Genomic DNA, 16,010 nt, shown 5'->3' with positions numbered 1-16,010 from the left:
ACCACGGATGAACTTCGGGTTTTGTGAACATGAGTGATAACGCTGCTTCTCCGGCCGTCCCGACACCTGCCGGCCAACCTTCCCGGCGCTGGCCAGCGCTGCTGATCGGCCTGGTTCTGGTGGCCGGGGTGGCCGGTGGTCTCGGCTGGCTGCTGCACAAGCCCAAGGTGCCGGCGGCGGCACTGGCCAGTGACAAGCTCGGCCTGAGCCGTCCAGATGCGCTGCTGGAAACCCGCTCCCTGAGCCAGTTGCCCAAGGACCTGCTGACGGTGCCGTTCCTCAAGGCCACGCTCACCGAGGATTTCGTCTTCTATTACGAAACCCACGCCGATCGCCTGGGGCTGATCGGTAGCCTGCGGCGGATCATCTACGAACACGATCTGAAGCTGCAGGACAGCCTGATCGAGCAGCTTTTCGATCAACCGGCCGACGTCGCGCTGTGGCGCGGTGCGGATGGCCGGCTCAAGGATTTTCTGCTGGTGATGGACCGCGGCGGCCTGGCGAAACTGCTCGAACCGTTGGCGAAAGTGGCGCTGGACGATTCGCAACTCAGCGTCTTCGGCAGCCTCAAGGTCGGCAGCGACGAAGTGCCGCTGTACCAGCTCAGCTACAACGCCAGCAAATCGCTGCTGTTCGCGTCGCGCGGCGACAAACTGGTGGTGCTGTCCAACCCGAACAAATATTACGACCCGGCCAGCGGCGAATCGGAAGAGTCCGGGCATGTCTCGCCGCAAGCGCTGGCAGCGCTGCTCAACGGCGACAAACTGTTCCCCGAGGCGTTCGGTCTACCGGCCAAGGCGCCGGAGATCAAACAGCGTCTGTCGGTCAATTCCAGCGTCCTTGCGATGGGCTATCAGCGCTTCATCCCGAACTTCGCCGGGCTGCGTTTCGACATGGACGACAAGGGCTGGCACAGCTACCTCGCCATGGACGAACTGGATAACCAGCCGGACTTCGATTTCAAACCGGTGTGGCAAGCCATGCCGCTGGGCGCCAGTGCCTGCGTGACCTTGCCGGTAGCGGCCGAACCGCAGAAACCGCTGCTGGTGAAACTCGGCGCCGACGAAGCGGTGGCGCAGAAGCTCACCGAACACGTGGCTGGCGCGGCGGGCCTGTGCTGGTACGCCGATTCGCGGTTGTACACGCCGTTGCTGGTTGCCAGCCTGAAGGACGAGGACAGCGGCAAGCTCGATGGCGATCTGGGCACGTTGTTCGGTTCGATGGTGGGCGCCTACGAGACGAATGTCGATGAACACGCATTCCCGGTGGTCGAGAAACAGGAAGGCCAGAGTCATGTCTGGCAGCGTCAGGTCAGCTCCAACTTCGGCCCGTACGCCGCCAAGACTGCCGAGAATCCGGATGCGATCAGCGGTAAAGCGTTCATGAAAGTCAGCCTCGCCCGTCACGGTTCGACGCTGCTGTTTTCCCTCGACGACAAACTGGTGGACAAGGCTCTCGGTACTCTCGACAAGCGCTTCCCGCCGATGGCTGACGTGCTGCCGAAGGATGTGCTGATGCCGATCTACTTCGGCCCGGATTCGATGGCGCAACTAATGCAGCAGGAAACCCTCGACAGCCTGCCGCAGGACATGGAGCCGGTGTTCTACAACGCCGCGCAAACCTACCTGATCCCGAAACTGCGCACCCTCGGCGGCTACGGCAAATACGCCCTGACCCTGCCCGAAGGCAGCGAGCCTGACGGCCACTGGCAATGGCTGCCGCTGGAATGGAAAGCGCTGTGACGACACTGATCCGCAGCCTCGGCCTGCTCGCGCTACTGCTCAGCGCGGGCGCCCGCGCCGTCGAAGCACCGGCGCTGGATCCGGCGCAGTCCCAGGTGTTCCGCGCCTGGTTCGTGCGCATCGCTCAGGAGCAACTGAGCCAGGGCCCGAGCCCGCGCTGGTATCAGCAGGACTGCGCAGGCCTTGTGCGTTTTGCCGCCAACGAAGCGCTGAAAGTCCACGACGACAAATGGCTGCGCAGCAATGGTCTGTCCAATCGCTACCTGCCGCCGGAGCTGACGCTCAGCGATGAGCAGCGCAAGCTCGCCCAGCAATGGCAGCAGGGCGGCGGCAAGGTCGGGCCGTACGTCAACGCGATCAAACTGATTCAGTTCAACAGCCATCTGGTCAGCCGCGACGTGTCCCAGGCACGCCCCGGCGACCTGATGTTTTTCGATCAGGGCGACGACCAGCACCTGATGATCTGGATGGGCCGCTACATCGCCTATCACACCGGCACGACCACCCCCACTGACAACGGCATGCGTTCGGCAAGCCTGCAGCAACTCATGACATGGAAGGACACCCGATGGATACCCGACGCAGTCAACCCCAACTTCATCGGCGTCTATCGACTGAACTTTCTCTCCCAATGACCGGTGCCCGCATGCTGCGACTCTGCGCTCGAATTCCCCTGCTGCTGGCGCTGTTGCTGCCATTGGCGACCGTCAACGCTGAAGATTCGGTGGAGCCGAGTGGCTACACGCCGGTCGCCGGTGAAAGCTTCTTCCTGCTGGCCGACAGCAGTTTCGCCGCCGACGAGCAGGCGATGGTGCGTCTCGAAGCACCGGGCCGCGACTACCGCCGTTTCCGCATGGAGCCGTACGGTGGCGCCGACATTCGCGTGTACCGCATCGACAAGCCGCTGGATTTCCTCAAGCGTCAGAAGAACCTGCACCGCGTTGTCAGCGACGGTCAGTTCAAGGGCGAGGGCTTGTCCAACACCCTCGCGTACCTCTGGGACAACTGGTACCGCAAATCGCGGCGGGTGATGCAGCGCGCGTTCTCCTACGAGTCGCGCAAGCAGGTCACCGAGGAAGTGCCGGAACTGAAGATGGGCAACGCCATCACCGCGCCGACGCCGTACGACGCGCAGCCGCAATTCGCGCTGATTCCGGGTCTGCCGGTGGTCAGCCAGTTCCGTTATCCGCTGTGGCAAGCCAAGCCGATCCAGCCGCCGGCCGGGGTCAACCTGGCCGGGTCTTCCAGCGAGTTCGTCAGCGTTGCGCCGGGTAACGTGTACATCCCGTTGGGCAACCTGAAACCGGGCCTGTACCTGGTCGAAGCGCTGATCGGCAAGTACCGCGCGACCACCATGGTGTTCGTTTCCAACACCGTGGCGGTGAGCAAAATTGCCGGCGATGAATTGCTGGTCTGGGCCGCACGCAAACACGAAGGCAGTTCGGTGCCGAAGGTCAATGTGCTGTGGACTGACGGCCTCGGCGTGATGAGCAGCGGTGCCACTGATGCCGATGGTTTGCTGCGCCTGAAACACGTCAGCCCCGAGCGTTCGTTCGTCATTGGCGAGGACGAAGAGGGCGGGGTATTCGTCTCGGAAAACTTCTATTACGACAGCGAAATCTACGACACCAAACTCTATGCGTTCACCGACCGACCGCTGTATCGCCCGGGGGATTGGGTGTCGCTGAAAATCGTCGGTCGCGAGTTCAAGAATGCGCGGGATTCGGTGCTGCCGGGCGCTGCTGACGTCAACGTCAGTGTGCTTGATGCCACCGGCACCGAGCTGCAACGCCTCGACCTGAAACTCGATTCCAAGGCCGGTACCCAGGGCCGCTTCCAGTTGCCGGATAACGCTGTGGCCGGTGGTTACGAGATCCGCTTCAACTACAAGGATCAGGCCTTCAGCAGCGCTTTCCGTGTGGCCGAGTACATCAAGCCGCACTTCGAAATTTCGCTGAATCTGGCCAAGCAGGATTACCGCACCGGCGAGCCGGTGAAGGGCAGTCTGGTGCTGCTGTACCCGGACGGCAAACCGGTGGCCAACGCCAAACTGAGCCTGAGCCTGCGTGCCCAGCAACTGTCGATGGTCGACAATGAGCTGCAATACCTCGGGCAATTCCCGGTGGAGTTGACCAGCACCGAACTGACCACTGACAGCAAGGGCAACGCGACCCTCGACCTGCCGGCCGCCGACAAACCGAGCCGTTACATGCTCACCGTGTTTGCCAGCGATGGCGCGGCGTATCGGGTCAAGACCACCAAGGAAATCCTCATCGACCGTGGCGCCGCGAGCTTCCGCCTGAGTGCGCCGCAACGTTTCAGCGCAGTCAACGACAAAGTCGCGTTCAGCTACGCCAACGAGGGCGGCAGCGAGCAGAGCAAAGCCGTGACCCCAAGCAGCTACAGCTGGGTGCGTCTGGAAGACCAGAGCACTGGCGAAGGCAAACTCGCGGCGACTGACAAAGGCTTTAGTCTGGCCTTTGAACGTCCGGGTACTTACAACCTGACGCTGAAAGATCAACACGGTCGCGTCCTCGGCGCCACCGGCCATTCGGTCACCGGCGACGGTGTCAAAGCGGTGCCGGGCACTGTGGAAATCGTCCTCGACAAGCCCGAGTACAAGGCCGGCGATGAAGCGCTGGCACTGATCACCTTCCCGGAGCCGGTCAGCGATGCACTGCTGTCGCTGGAGCGCGACAAGGTCGAAGCCACCGCGCTGCTGGCCAAGGGCGGCGACTGGCTGAAACTGGAAAAACTCAGCGACACCCAATACCGCGCGCGCATTCCGGTGAAGGACAACTTCGCGCCGAACCTGACCTTCTCGGTGCTCTACACCAAGGGCGGGCAGTACAGCTTCCAGAACGCCGGGATCAAAGTGATTGCCCCGCAAATCGACGTGGCGATCAGCACCGACAAACAGGTGTATCTGCCGGGCGACACGGTGACCGTCGACCTGACTACGCAGTTCGCCGGTAAAGCAGTTCCGGCGCATCTGACGGTGAGTGTTGTCGATGAAATGGTCTACGCGCTGCAACCGGAAGTCGCGCCGACCATCGACCAGTTCTTCTACCACCCGCGTCGCAATAATGTGCGCACCAGCGCCAGCCTGTCGTTCATCAGTTACGACGTGGCGTTGCCGGGCAGCCCCGGCGCGCCGGGCAAGGCCAACCGCAGCGAACGTGGGGTGAAAGTGCTGGAGCGCCCACGTCGTGAAGACGTCGACACCGCCGCGTGGCAGCCGGAATTGCTCACAGGTGCCGACGGTAAAACCCGTTTCACCTTCAAGATGCCGGACTCGCTGACCCGCTGGCGCATCACCGCCCGGGCTATCGCCGACGACGGCCAGGTCGGGCAGAAGAAGCAGTTCGTCCGTTCGGAAAAACCGCTGTACCTGAAGTGGAGCGGGCCGAGCAAATTCCGCAAGGGCGATCAGCCGCAACTCGGTGTGTTTGCCTTCAGCCAGGCCGAAAAACCGGTCAAGGCTGAACTGGTCACCCATTACGCTGGCGCCGAACAGCGCCTGCCGGTGACCCTGAATAACGGCATCAACTACGTGCCGCTGCCAGCGTTTGCGCTGGCGACCGGTGAGTGGACTGCCGAGCTGGTGCAGGATGGCAAAACCGCGGACTCCCTGGCTGTGCGCCTGAGCGCGACCGGTGACGGCTGGCAAGTCACGCAAACCCAGAGCCTCGACGTGGCCAGCGGCGACACCCCGTTGAGCCTGCCGGCCGACGCCACCGACATTCGTCTGCGTCTGGATGACAGTCCGCAAGCGCTGTTCCGTTCAGCCCTCGATTATCTGCTGAGCTACCCGTACGGTGGCGTCGAGCAGACGGCCAGCCGTTTGCTGCCGCTGAGCATCGCCTATCCGTCGCTGGCGTCGAGCCCACAGATCCGCGATCGCCTGCGCCTGATCATGCAGAACAGCCGTCTGCGTCTGGTGCAAATGGCCGGGCCGTCAGCGAGCTTCACCTGGTGGGGCTTCGACGGCGAGCCGGATGCATTCCTGACCGCTTACGCCTACTACGCCGACTGGAACGCCAGCCAAGTGCTGGAGCTGACCTTGCCACCGGAGCACTGGCAGCGAGTGCTGGAGGTCTACGCCAAGCAAGCGCCGAACACGCCGCTGCTGCAGCGGGCACTGATCCTGTCGTTCGCCAAGCAGATGCATCTGCCGGTGAACACTTTGCTCAGCGGCTTGATGGACGATCTGGCGAAGGCTGGTGAAGGCAATGCCGAAACCCTGATGGACGACGGCGAAGACAGCCTGGTGATGAGCGACCCGGATTCGGCGCTCGGTCTGGCGGCGGCGCGGGTATTGACCGCGGCGCTGGCGACTCAGTCGAAAGTTGCGTTGCCCGACGCGTTCAATCGCCAGGTCGCTGCGGCACAACAGCGTCTGGCGGTCAGTTCGCAGCCGTTTGTCGAAGCGCTGAACCTGTCGCTGCAACCGTTTGATCAGGCGCGGGCGACGGCGTTGTTGCAACGTCTGTTGCCACAGCAATCGACCCTCGAACGCGCCCTGGCGCTGAGCTGGTTGCAACGCAGCATCGCTCAGGCCTCGCCGACCATCGCGCTGCTGCCGGGTGAAGGCTGGAAGAAAAACTACGGCGCAACCGGTGAGATGTTCTGGACCTGGCAGGGTGCGACGCCGGTGCCGAGCGTGTTGTCGGTGTCCGGCACTCAGGAGCGTCCGCTGCGGGCAGCGTTAAGCTTCCAGACCCAGCAACCGGCCGTCGATCCAATGGCCGTGACTATCACCCGCCGTTTGTCGCGACTGGTGCCGGGTGACGAAGCGTTCACCTTCAAACTGGAGCCGGTCGGCAACAAGCCGCTGTCCAGCGACAGCCTGTATCTGGACGAAGTGATCCTCACCAGCAAGGCGCCGAAACCGCTGCGCTACGGCATGCTCGAAGTGCCGCTGCCACCGGGCGCCGATGTCGAGCGCACCACCTGGGGCATCAAGTTGCAGGGCAAGGACGGCACCGAGCCGACCGCGCTGGAAAAGGCGCGCTTCGAACCGGGGCAATTGGCCTACGCGGTGCCGGTGGATGCGCTGAGCGGCGAATTGCGTCTGCGCCATCTGGTGCGCTTCTCGCAGAAGGGCCAGTTCAACCTGCCGCCGGTGCGCTTCACTCAGGTCTACGCGCCGCAGCATCAGGCCCGGGAAGCGAAAGCCGCCCTCGGTCAGGTCACGGTCAACTGACATGAACCGGCCGCTGCTGTGGCTGCTGATGTGTGTGATGCCTGCGCTGGCGACGGCGCAGGATGAGCCGCTGCGGCTGGCGTACAAGGGCGAGTTGCTGTCGTTGAATCAGACGCAACTGACCGCCCGCGAGCCCTTGCCGTCGACGCTGGATACCCCGCTGGGCAGTCTGTGGAAATTGTTCGTCTATGCGTGGCTGGTCGATACCGGCGCGCGCGAGCCGGCGTATGAATGTCACGGGCAATCCAAGGAAGAGGTTTATTGCTGCTCGGCGGGCGGCAAGATCGAGCGTGATCAGGCGTTGGTCAAATCCTGCGGGTTGTACTTTGAGCCGGCGCGATTGGGCATTGCTGCTGCCGATTGGCGCACGTATTGGCAGGTGCGGCAGGCGCCTTCGTGGTTGCTGGATTTACCAACCGTGCAACCGGCCACGCGGGTTTCCGTGCCTGACTTGCTGAAGGTGTTGTCGGTGCTGCCAGCGCAGGAGCAGATGCGCCGCGTCTTGCTCGACGTCGTGCTGAATGCGGCGGACGGCAATGTCGTCGGTGAGCTGGGCGGGCGCTTGCGGGTGAAAACCTGGAGCTGGCTCGGCGATCAGGATCCGCAATCGCGGCAGGGCGGTTTCGCCGGTTGGACGGCGGACGGCTCGCCGATCTGGGCCGGTGGGCGTGGCACCAGTCAGATGGTTTTGCGCCATTACGGGCAGGCACTGGCGACGGTGCTGCCTTCTTCGTGGCCGGCGGAAGCAGGGCGTTGTGTAGAGGTCGGACTGTTCTCGCGTTATCCCGTTTCCCGGGTTCTGGCCGGTGATCGGGTGGTGACTTCGGGCCCATTGCAGGGCGATTACCGCGTCGAATTCGCCAACGGCAACGCGCTGGATATCCACAGCGCCGGTGAGCTGTTTCTGCTCGACGACAAACTGGTCGCCAGACTTGATCGCGAAGAATACGTCGCCCGCGTCCTTGAGCGCGAAGCCAAACCTGAACCCGCCGAAGCTGCCAAGGCACTGGCCGTGGCGATCCGCACCTATCTGCTGCAAAACGCCACGCGCAACGGCGATTGCCTGAGCATCGACGACAGCAGCAACCGTCAGCGCGTCGCTCCGCGTCCGGCCTCCGCCGAGTCGCGCAACATCGCCGCATGGACAGCGGATCTGGTGCTGGCCGGCAGCACCGTCACCTATCACTCCGATCAACCCGGCCCGGACAAACTCGCTTGGCAACAAGCCGTCGAGCAGGCCAACGCCGGCCAGCGCTACGACGCGATTCTGCTGCACGCCTACCCGCGCGCCAGTCTCAGCCGCTGGGACAATCCGGTCGCCTCCTGCGAAGCGTTGCCCGCCGCGCAAGACTGGCTGCAAAAGCAGCGCCGCGGCTGGCGTCCGACGCTGGAAAGCGAAACCGGCTACAACGAAGTCAGCTCGTTCGCGGTGTGCAAACTGGCGTTCGGCCGCCCGTTCGTTGATCGCGAACGCCAGCGCATTTACGTGCGCGGCGTGCTCACGCTGCAGGATCGCCTCGACCTGACTCACGAATACCTGCACCTGGCCTTTGAAGCACATCCCAATGGCCAGGATGAAACCTACATCGAAGGGCTCGCCCGTCACCTCTTGCTGGAATAGACCATGACACTCCGTTATCCACAGGTCTTGCTGTTGCTCTGCGCGTTCAATGCATGGCCGATGGCAATGGCCGCTGACAGCGTCAAACTCGACACCCCGGTCGGCGGCTGGCGCACCGGCGCGCCCGAGGGCGAAGGCGAAAACTTCCGCCAGACCGTCAACTACCCGGCCTCTTCGGTCAACACCCCGGTCGGCCAGGCCAACACCGCGCGCATCAGCGGCGAAATCAAAGCCACCCCCAAGAGCAAGGATCCCGGCCGGCTGATCGTCAACGGTGTCAGCATGCCGCTGAAAATCGACGACAGTGGCCGCTTCGACCGCCCGTTCTCCTTCCCCAACGGCAGCAACAGCGTCGAAGTGCGCAGCCCCGACGGCCAGCAACGCCACCGCACCCAATTCCTCAACGCCAGCGGCGGCGCCACCCCGGCCAAACTGCGCGTGCTGCTCTCCTGGGACAGCGACGGCACCGACCTCGATCTGCACCTGATCACCCCCGACGGCGCGCACATCTGGTACGGCGACCGCGTCGCACCCAATGGCGCCGCGCTCGACGTCGACGTCACCACCGGCTACGGCCCGGAAATCTTCGCCATGCCGGCGCCGATCAAGGGCCAGTATCTGGTGTATGTGAACTACTTCGGCGGGGGGTATCGGGGGGATGATGAAGGCGGGGAGGAGGCGGTGCAGCCGCTGACCACGGCGCAGGTGACGGTGATTACCGAGGAAGGCACGCCAAGCGAGAAAATGGAGACGTTTGTGGTGCCGATGCGGGCGGTGGGGGAGTTGACGTTGGTGAAATCGTTCAGCTATCCCTGAGCAGCAGCCTGCTCAGGGTTGCACTAGAAACCAGGCGGAATATAACCAGGCACGAACGGCACGTTGATGCACTTGCCGTGGATGATCTTTCCGTCCTCGATCCTGAACAGCACGATCTTTTTCGCCTTGTTGACGGTGGCTTCGAGTTTGCAATCGGAACTGTGGCCGACCGTCTGGTAATACTCGGTGTAAACCATGCCGTTACCGGTGTGATTCATTGAAGTACCGGCCGCTTCCGTGGTGGTCCAACTGGACGATTTGTACCAGGTGAGCACAGCCAGATTCTCGCCGTTGGCCCCGGTCTGTTTTTTCATCGAGTCGGGTTTGCCAAACAGATCGAGCGCTTCCTGAACATCGCGTCCTTCCCAGCGCGACTGGGCAATCAAGTGGCAACCATTGATCAGCAAAACAGCGGGCGTTATCAGCAGCGCCAATAACGATTTAGTCCATGGGTTCATCGTGATTCCCGCCGCTTACTTGTTGCCCAGGATCGAGTCGAGGTGGTCCATCATCTGGCCTTTCTCCTGAATCGGCGCCAGTTTGAAGAACATCTGCTGCAGACCCTGAATCATCTGCAGGTACTCCATCTTGCCCAGCGCGATCATGTCCTTTTTGGCAGGTGAGCAAACAAACTCGCTGGTGCGCTGCACCCAGAACTCCTTCGGCTGCTGCCATTGGTCATTAACTTTCAGGTTGCGCATCATGTAGGCGATGCGATCAACCGACTGGCCATTGAGCATTCGGACCTTGTTCGTCGAACACTGAACTTCGAGGTTGTAGGCATCGATCATCGGTTTGCCGGGTTCCTCATACACCAGCGTCACGGCGACCAACTTGGCCCCCTTGGTGTGTTTCGACGGCACGACTGAAGTGCTGTCGGCCACATACATGATGTTCTTGTGGGGAACGCCGTTGCCGTAAATGATCCACCAGTCACCAACGAGCTTCTGCTCCTCTGCCAAGGCTGAAGAGGTAGCGGTCATGAGTGCGGTCAGCAGAACAACGGATTGATTGAGTTTGAAAAACGACGACATGGTGTTGCTCCATTCCTTGGCGCTTTTGTAATGCACAAAAACAGAATGGAAATTTAGTGGTGAGGTTGGGCGCGGGGCAATTAGGGCGGATGTGCTAATGGCTTATTGCGATGCCCGTTTCAGTCAGGGCATGGTAATGGGGCAAGTATTTCTTGCCCCATTTCATAACGATGTCAGGCCGCCATTTCCGGGCTGAAGCTGGTGGATGTCAGACGCGTGATCGCAATTCCTAGTGCCTGATCATCGAATAATTTGTTTTTACGCACCGCAGCTCCGGACCCACCGTCCCAGTTCATCAGTGCTTTACGTACCGCAGGAACGGTTGGAGCAATCCTTTCCCGAATCAGCAACCAATCAACGGTCGCCAGCAACTCCATGCCGAAAGGTGACTCAAAACCATCGATCAATTCAGCCGTCCGCTCTAAAGCTTGAGAGTATTCCTTAGCTTCGGTCTTGAGGTAGGTCTGCAAAAACGTTTTGCGATCTTGATCAAACCAAATGACATCGGTGATTCCAGCATCACTGATGCGCTTGTCGCAATGTAGATAGCTGCCATCCAGATTGTTCAGCAGATGCTCCAATCGATTGGCATACGGGCCGAATTTATGAGCGACAAATTTGAGGTTCAGCGGATTCTCAGTACCTGGAATTTTCTCGATTGCGCGTTCAAGAAACCAAGCCAGTTTCTGAATTTCGAGCAGGCTGCATTCCATGCCCAGAACCCAATAACGCCGGACCAGTTCAGCGATCAGTGCGCGTGCCGGAGTGAGTTGCTCAACGCCATCGCGCTTAGCGACATTCAGATACTGACTGGAGGGTTCGAACACTAATACGTCGACATCCAAGTCACCGAGCACTTCTACAATCTGCTCGCGCACTTCAGGCCACTTCAAACCACCGTTACCAGCGCCCAGCGGAGGAACGGCGACGGACTTCACATCGTTTTCAAGCAGAAACCGTCGCAGATCATGCAAGCCTTCAGTTATCCATGCCATTTGCGACGGGTACCGCCAGTGGCGCTTGGTGGGGAAATTCACAATCCAGCGCGGTCCATCGAGTTCGTTGGTGGCAGTCACGTGCATTTTGCCGGTTTCGACATCCCCGGCTTTGCACGCGGCTGCATATAGTCGGTAATTCTGCGCAAAGCGTTCCTTGAACATCAGTGCGATGCCCTTACCCATTACACCCACGGTATTCACCGTGTTGACGAGCGCTTCAGTTTTGGCTTCCAGCAGGTTGCCTTGGGTGAATCTGATCATTGGAAATACCATTTGGGACGCGCATGGACCGGCAACGTCAAGCCTCTAACGGCCACGTCTGCTTCTATGCGTACTTTCATTGCATCGGTGTGGCACATGATGCCCAGTAGTCCCGTAATCGGTAAATGTTGGTGGATCAGCGCCTCAGCCTGATAACGCTCCATTTTGCGAGGGTCGTCAGGATCGCGCTTGAAGTCGCGCCGTTGAAGGATAGACCAATCGATCTGGTCGAGATTCGCCAGATCGCTGTAGTAGTTTGTCCAACTCGGGTAGGCATGAGCGTTTGTGAAGACAAACGGTAGGCCAAGCTCTTCAACGCGATAGAGGCTTGAGACCAGAATCACGATCTCGTCATTGCCGCGTTGTTGAACACTCCAGCCAGAGTGAATGTTCTGCATCATCACCGAGAAGGGTGTGAAATAGAAGGGCACGTAGTCGGCCAGTACGCCTTCGGGTGCGATAGGCACCTGACGGAAACGGCGTTTGTCGATCAAGTCGACGTTGCCGATATTCACGTACTGAGGTGCCTTTGCTTCCGAGTTTGCGCAATGCAGACCGTTGTCCAGAATCCAGGGCAGGTTATCGCGATGGACGATACGCCAAATCAGAGCTTTCTCTGGATTCAGGTTGGTATAGATCATTGATAAAACATTCTCTGGTTCACGCTGGTCTGCACATTAACATCGGCCGCCTGTAATTTAGCTACGCAAAGTGCATCAACTTCTTCGCTGGGGGTGAAGATTTTGAAGAAGGCATCAGGTTTAACAATCCCCGGTGCGAGACACTCTGCCATGCAGATGCTTTTGCAATGAGGATCCAGGTAATCGCGACTGCTCATGACATCCCACTCGATGGCTTCGAAACCCTGTATTGAGTCGCCCGCTAACGGGTGGCTTGGAATGACTTTCCAGCCGTATTGCTTGGCTGTTGATCTGTAGACCGAGATCAACACAAATTGTGCCTCTGGCCTATTGCGCTGAACGCTTCCGTCAAATGGATTCTTCGCAAACCAGTGGAAGGGGACGTAGTTGTCGAGCTGCAGAGCCTGCCGCTTTTTCAGGATTTCAGCATCTGCGACGTCTTTGAAACCCGAGAGGCCGGCGCGAGGTTTCAAGCCATCCCTGAAAATCCCATCCAGGTTTTCAACTGAAGTGAGATGGTAGAGAAGCTTCTGATCCTTGATGCTTTTAACGTCCGACATAGTGGTCTCCTTGACCTGCACATCAACCTAAACTGAATTCAGTCCCGGCCTCGCCCCGTGCTGATGTAACCCTCGATCCGTGGGGGTTGGTAGAACAATTGTCGTGATTCTAGTGTGCCATCACTTTTCACGGCAAGCCCAATATGGGAATCGAATAACCGGGCCAAATTGACTCACCACTGAACTCATTCCTCATCAAAATAATCGCGATCCAGCGTTGGCAACCGTAACAAACGGGATGTCACGCCCACCTCATGATCCATCATCAGATGCACCAGCCGCGTGCCGTCTACCAACACAATACCGTCCACCGATTTGGCAAAGTCGACAGCGTGCGCTGTGAAGCCGGACGTAGTGATGAAAACGCCACGCTTGGCTTTTTGCCCAGCGAGCGCTCCGTAGAACGCCTGCAGTTCAGGCCGGCCAACCGTGTTCTGCCAGCGCTTGGCCTGAACGTAAACCTTTTCCAGCCCCAATTTATCGAGCGAGATAATGCCGTCGATGCCGGCATCACCGGAACCGCCGACACGTTGCAGATCATTACGACTGGCGCCGTAACCCAGGCGATGAAGCACATCCAGCACGATCACTTCGAAGCGGTTGGGGCTGACTTGCAGCAAGTTATCCAAAAGGTCGGCCGCCGTGGCATCGCGCAATTCTTTTAGCGCTCGCTCCAGTCGGTCGTCGGGGCTTTCGGTGGCGGAGGCCAAATCTGGCTCTACATTTGGTTGGTCATCCAGTGGCTCGGCATCAGGCGCGACCTTCAGCTTCACATTCATGTAACCGATTGCTAAATGCTCCACATCCTTGGCCGACAGTGGAAATGCATGCTCCTTGGCGTACTGCAGGCCTGCATCAGTCAACTTCCAATAACCGCGTTTGGCACTGCTGGAAAGGCCTGCACGCTTGAGACGATCGTGCGCCCAACCTGATCGGTTCTTGTAGGTAGCTTGGCCACTGGCGATCAGTTCTTCGCGCTGTGCTTCGGTCAGTTGCAGCATTTTCGCTGCTGCTTCGTGCGCGTCCCGAGCAATAGCGCCCTCGGGCTTTGTAGCGAGAAAACGCAGGATCGGCTCAATGAACTGATCGTAGGTTGGAACGGACATGGGCGCATCCCTGTGCTGATGGGTGTTTTTTAACTGACTGGCGGGCGAGTATAAATTAACGCTCGCTGAGGATGCCTTCGCGAGTTAGCGCTGGTGCGGTAAAAGCGTAAGTCGCCGTGTCTCGGCTCATTTATATGCCGAAAGGCCGAATAGGATATTTTTTAGCAGGCATTAAAAAGCCGGCTTGTGGCCGGCTTCTCGGGGACTGGCTTGGTTTATTTTTGGTAAACCGCGTCAGCCTTCAAAACGTACACCCGGATCTGCGTCCGGCTGTGGGACTTGGTCAGACGTTGGTCTACCGCGTCAGGCGTCATCTGGGCCGCGGGAGCGGGGCGATGCGCAAATGTGGGGCGCAGGATACTGAGTTTTGTTGGGGATTCCCAGCCTCAACTGCGGAATAGAGCCACCGCGGGGGGCAAAATTCGTAATTTGTACTGATTTTCGGGGCCTCTTCGCGAGCAGGCTCGCTCCCACAGGGGTTGGTGCAGGATCGAAGATCCGTATCAGATCAGAGAAACGGCACCACCGGCCGGCGTTTACCCAGGGTCGACCACCAGAATACCCAGCCCAGAATGTGTATGCGCTGCTCATCGATCTGCGCTGCGCGGAAGATTTCGTCCGGGTATTCGGCGCTGTTGTGGCTGCGCAGGCGCAGGGCGTTGCCGGGCATGCGGTGCAGGTATTTGATGCGCAGCATGCCGTCGTGTTCGATGGCGTAGATTTCGCCGTCGACCACCTGGGTCAGGCCGCGGTCGATGCCGACGATGGAGCCGTCTTCGATGCGCTCGGCCATGCTGTTGCCGATCATGTGCGCGCAGATGGCGTCGCTTGGGCGGATTTCCAGTTGGGCGAGATGGGCCCGGGGCAGGCGGACGGTCTGCTCGGGGTCGAGGATGACGTGGGTTTTGTCGGCGCCGGCGCTGAGAGGTGTTTCCTTGAAAAACGGCAGTTCGATGTCGTTGGGGTTGATGATGGAATAGACGCCGTTGACGGACTGCGCGTCGAAGGTGTCGCCGTTGCTGGCAGGCGTTTGCAGGCGGGGTGACTCTTTGCTGCCTTCGCCGGTTTTCAGCCACTCGCTGTTGACCGAGAGCAGGCGTGAGACTTCCTCCATGCGATACGCCGGGACGCCCCGGGTGTACCAGTTATGAATGTTTTGGGCTTCCGTGCCCCAGAACTTTGCGAATCCCGTGGTGGTGATGTTCGCTGCTTCCAGGAGTGCCTTGAATCTTGGACCGCTAGTGTTCTTTCTCATAAACACCGAGTCTACGGCCGTGCCAGAGCGGTTTGAATAAACCGGCTGTTCAAAAAAAGCCTGTATTTTGCGACTGGATGTAAGGCGTGCTTGTGGGAAATCACTCACTTCGAAACTTTTCTGTAGTCCGCGATAAACACACTGTTTAAAGCGGCGTTTCTCAGGCACAAAAAACCCCGGATCAACCGGGGTTTTCTTCAAGCATCATGCAGCCAGCCGGCGCTTAGCCCTTGTAGGCAGCAACCGACTTGGTGATCGCGTCGCGAGCGGCATCAGCGCCAGCCCAGCCTTCGATCTTGACCCACTTGCCTTTTTCGAGATCTTTGTAGTTCGCGAAGAAGTGCTCGATCTGCTGGATCAGCAGCGGTGGCAGGTCGGTGTATTCCTTCACGTCGACGTACAGCTGGGACAGCTTGTCGTGTGGGACTGCGATGACTTTGGCATCGCCGCCGCCGTCGTCGGTCATGTTCAGGATGCCGACTGGACGCGCGCGGATCACCGAGCCTGGAGCAACCGGGTAAGGGGTCACAACCAGCACGTCGAGGGGATCACCGTCGTCAGCCAGGGTGTTCGGGATGTAACCGTAGTTGGCCGGGTAGAACATTGGGGTGGCCATGAAACGGTCAACGAACAGGCAATCGCTGTCTTTGTCGATTTCGTATTTGATCGGCGCGTGGTTGGCCGGGATCTCGATCGCGACGTAGATGTCGTTCGGCAGGTCTTTGCCAGCCGGAATCTTGCTGTAGCTCATTGGGCGTTGCCCCCGTAGT

13 protein-coding genes are annotated in these 16,010 nt (G+C 59.8%); 5 read left to right on the top strand and 8 right to left on the bottom strand.

Annotated features, from left to right (window positions below; genetic code table 11):
* Nucleotides 1-29: 29 nt before the first annotated feature.
* Genes E3Z29_RS27960 through E3Z29_RS27940 form a run of 5 tightly spaced genes read left to right on the top strand, consistent with a single transcriptional unit; the run spans nt 30 to nt 9,385 of the window.
* A complete protein-coding gene (locus E3Z29_RS27960; RefSeq protein WP_134787425.1) occupies nt 30-1,742 on the top strand; it encodes a DUF2138 domain-containing protein in 1,713 nt (570 codons plus the stop codon).
* Complete coding sequence (locus tag E3Z29_RS27955; RefSeq protein ID WP_134787623.1) at nt 1,727-2,377, top strand: DUF1175 domain-containing protein; 651 nt, start codon at nt 1,727-1,729, stop codon at nt 2,375-2,377. The genes E3Z29_RS27960 and E3Z29_RS27955 overlap by 16 nt, the downstream gene beginning before the upstream one ends.
* Nucleotides 2,374-6,948 carry an alpha-2-macroglobulin gene (locus E3Z29_RS27950; protein WP_134787424.1) on the top strand — a complete coding sequence of 1,525 codons (4,575 nt, stop codon included), beginning with the start codon at nt 2,374-2,376 and terminating at the stop codon, nt 6,946-6,948. Before E3Z29_RS27955 ends, E3Z29_RS27950 begins: the two co-directional genes overlap by 4 nt.
* A gap of 1 nt (nt 6,949) precedes the next feature.
* Nucleotides 6,950-8,569 carry a DUF2300 domain-containing protein gene (locus E3Z29_RS27945; protein WP_134787423.1) on the top strand — a complete coding sequence of 540 codons (1,620 nt, stop codon included), beginning with the start codon at nt 6,950-6,952 and terminating at the stop codon, nt 8,567-8,569.
* Nucleotides 8,570-8,572: 3 nt separating this feature from the next.
* On the top strand, nt 8,573-9,385 hold the full coding sequence (locus tag E3Z29_RS27940; RefSeq protein WP_098965801.1) for a YfaP family protein: 813 nt from the start codon (nt 8,573-8,575) through the stop codon (nt 9,383-9,385).
* A 23-nt stretch (nt 9,386-9,408) separates the two neighbouring features.
* On the opposite strand, the gene E3Z29_RS27935 is transcribed toward E3Z29_RS27940, so the two are convergent.
* From E3Z29_RS27935 to ppa, 8 genes are all read right to left on the bottom strand, one after another.
* Nucleotides 9,409-9,843, bottom strand: coding sequence for a hypothetical protein (locus E3Z29_RS27935; protein ID WP_134787422.1), 435 nt, complete (start codon nt 9,841-9,843; stop codon nt 9,409-9,411).
* Between the two features lie 15 nt (nt 9,844-9,858).
* Entirely contained in the window at nt 9,859-10,419 is a 561-nt protein-coding gene (locus tag E3Z29_RS27930; RefSeq protein ID WP_134787421.1) for a hypothetical protein, read from the bottom strand.
* Between the two features lie 173 nt (nt 10,420-10,592).
* Nucleotides 10,593-11,678, bottom strand: a complete 1,086-nt coding sequence (locus tag E3Z29_RS27925; RefSeq protein WP_134787420.1) for a macro domain-containing protein — start codon at nt 11,676-11,678, stop codon at nt 10,593-10,595.
* A complete protein-coding gene (locus E3Z29_RS27920; protein WP_096796317.1) occupies nt 11,675-12,319 on the bottom strand; it encodes a DUF4433 domain-containing protein in 645 nt (214 codons plus the stop codon). Before E3Z29_RS27920 ends, E3Z29_RS27925 begins: the two co-directional genes overlap by 4 nt.
* On the bottom strand, nt 12,316-12,879 hold the full coding sequence (locus E3Z29_RS27915; protein ID WP_134787419.1) for a DarT ssDNA thymidine ADP-ribosyltransferase family protein: 564 nt from the start codon (nt 12,877-12,879) through the stop codon (nt 12,316-12,318). Before E3Z29_RS27915 ends, E3Z29_RS27920 begins: the two co-directional genes overlap by 4 nt.
* Before the next feature lie 185 nt (nt 12,880-13,064).
* The gene (locus E3Z29_RS27910; protein WP_098965795.1) at nt 13,065-13,985 is read right to left on the bottom strand and encodes a restriction endonuclease; all 921 of its coding nucleotides are present in this window, start codon (nt 13,983-13,985) and stop codon (nt 13,065-13,067) included.
* Nucleotides 13,986-14,493: 508 nt separating this feature from the next.
* A complete protein-coding gene (locus E3Z29_RS27905) occupies nt 14,494-15,240 on the bottom strand; it encodes a helix-turn-helix transcriptional regulator (RefSeq protein ID WP_027612915.1) in 747 nt (248 codons plus the stop codon).
* Between the two features lie 223 nt (nt 15,241-15,463).
* A complete protein-coding gene (gene ppa / locus E3Z29_RS27900) occupies nt 15,464-15,991 on the bottom strand; it encodes an inorganic diphosphatase (RefSeq protein ID WP_008052339.1) in 528 nt (175 codons plus the stop codon).
* Nucleotides 15,992-16,010: the final 19 nt, after the last annotated feature.

The organism is Pseudomonas sp. S150, from assembly GCF_004526365.1.
Lineage (GTDB): Bacteria > Pseudomonadota > Gammaproteobacteria > Pseudomonadales > Pseudomonadaceae > Aquipseudomonas > Aquipseudomonas putida_A.
This window is presented reverse-complemented; position numbering and strand designations above follow the sequence as displayed.